We start from the raw sequence: 2,327 nt of genomic DNA, 5'->3' as shown, positions 1-2,327 counted from the left end.
ATTCGTTCATTGAAAACTGGATATCAGAAACAAATGAAACAAACCGAGAACACCGCGTTGAATGAGTTTTTTATAATTCGTTCAATTGCTTATTTTTCTTGATCGGAACTCTATCGCTAGAGGAAAGATCAAAACCCAACCGTCAGGTTGATAAGGTTAAGTGAATAAGGGCGCACGGTGGATGCCTTGGCACTAGGAGCCGATGAAGGACGGGACTAACACCGATATGCTTCGGGGAGCTGTAAGTAAGCTTTGATCCGGAGATTTCCGAATGGGGAAACCCAACAGCTTTTGTAGGCTGTTACGAATGTGTGAATACATAGCACACTCGAGGTAAACGCAGAGAACTGAAACATCTAAGTACCTGCAGGAAGAGAAAGAAAAATCGATTCCCTGAGTAGCGGCGAGCGAAACGGGACCAGCCCAAACCAACGAGCTTGCTCGTTGGGGTTGTAGGACTCCGATCTGGTAGTCATTGAAGATAATCGAAGGACTTGGAAAGGTCCGCTAAAGAGGGTAATAGCCCCGTAGATAAAATCTTTGAGACACCTAGGAGGATCCTGAGTACGGCGGAACACGAGGAATTCCGTCGGAATCCGGGAGGACCATCTCCCAAGGCTAAATACTCCCTAGTGACCGATAGTGAACCAGTACCGTGAGGGAAAGGTGAAAAGCACCCCGGAAGGGGAGTGAAATAGAACCTGAAACCGTGTGCCTACAACAAGTTAAAGCCCGTTAATGGGTGATAGCGTGCCTTTTGTAGAATGAACCGGCGAGTTACGATTACTTGCGAGGTTAAGTCGGAAAGACGGAGCCGTAGCGAAAGCGAGTCTGAAATGGGCGTTTGAGTAAGTGGTCGTAGACCCGAAACCATGTGATCTACCCATGTCCAGGTTGAAGGTGCGGTAAAACGCACTGGAGGACCGAACCCACGTACGTTGAAAAGTGCGGGGATGAGGTGTGGGTAGCGGAGAAATTCCAAACGAACTTGGAGATAGCTGGTTCTCTCCGAAATAGCTTTAGGGCTAGCCTCAGAGTAAGAATGATGGAGGTAGAGCACTGTTTGGACTAGGGGCCCATCTCGGGTTACCGAATTCAGATAAACTCCGAATGCCATCCATTCATCTCTGGGAGTCAGACTGTGAGTGATAAGATCCATAGTCGAAAGGGAAACAGCCCAGACCACCAGCTAAGGTCCCCAAATAACTATTAAGTGGAAAAGGATGTGGGGTTGCACAGACAACTAGGATGTTGGCTTAGAAGCAGCCACCATTTAAAGAGTGCGTAATAGCTCACTAGTCGAGTGACCCTGCGCCGAAAATGTACCGGGGCTAAATAGTTTACCGAAGCTGTGGAACGTATCTTTGATACGTTGGTAGGAGAGCGTTCTAAGGGCGTTGAAGGCAGATCGTGAGGACTGCTGGAGCGCTTAGAAGTGAGAATGCCGGTATGAGTAGCGAAAGACAGGTGAGAATCCTGTCCACCGAATGACTAAGGTTTCCTGGGGAAGGCTCGTCCGCCCAGGGTTAGTCGGGACCTAAGCTGAGGCCGATAGGCGTAGGCGATGGATAACAGGTTGATATTCCTGTACCCGTTGTTTTTGTTTGAGCAATGGAGGGACGCAGGAGGCTAAGAAGTGCAGACTGTTGGATATGTCTGTTCAAGCAGCAAGTCTTGAAATGAGTCAAATGCTTATTTCTTTAAGGACAAGCTGTGATGAGGAGGGAAATAATAGTACCGAAGCTTCTGATGTCACACTGCCGAGAAAAGCTTCTAGTGAGAAAACAACGGCCCGTACCGCAAACCGACACAGGTAGTCGAGGAGAGAATCCTAAGGTGAGCGAGAGAACTCTCGTTAAGGAACTCGGCAAAATGACCCCGTAACTTCGGGAGAAGGGGTGCTGATCGTAAGATCAGCCGCAGTGAATAGGCCCAAGCGACTGTTTATCAAAAACACAGGTCTCTGCAAAATCGAAAGATGACGTATAGGGGCTGACGCCTGCCCGGTGCTGGAAGGTTAAGAGGAGTGCTTAGCGTAAGCGAAGGTACGAATTGAAGCCCCAGTAAACGGCGGCCGTAACTATAACGGTCCTAAGGTAGCGAAATTCCTTGTCGGGTAAGTTCCGACCCGCACGAAAGGCGTAACGATTTGGGCACTGTCTCAACGAGAGACTCGGTGAAATTTTAGTACCTGTGAAGATGCAGGTTACCCGCGACAGGACGGAAAGACCCCATGGAGCTTTACTGCAGTTTGATATTGAGTGTCTGTACCACATGTACAGGATAGGTAGGAGCCGTAGAAGCCGGAACGCTAGTTTCGGCAGAGG

1 rRNA gene is annotated in these 2,327 nt (G+C 49.0%); it reads left to right on the top strand.

The annotated features are described in order from the left end of the window. Positions 1-154: 154 nt before the first annotated feature. Positions 155-2,327 (top strand): 23S ribosomal RNA (locus GVJ38_RS13960); the annotation flags it as partial.

It is taken from the genome of Enterococcus sp. CSURQ0835, assembly GCF_902706605.1.
Classification (GTDB): Bacteria; Bacillota; Bacilli; order Lactobacillales; family Enterococcaceae; genus Enterococcus_A.
The sequence above is the reverse complement of the archived record's forward strand: the minus strand, read 5'-3'. Positions and strand labels throughout refer to the sequence as shown.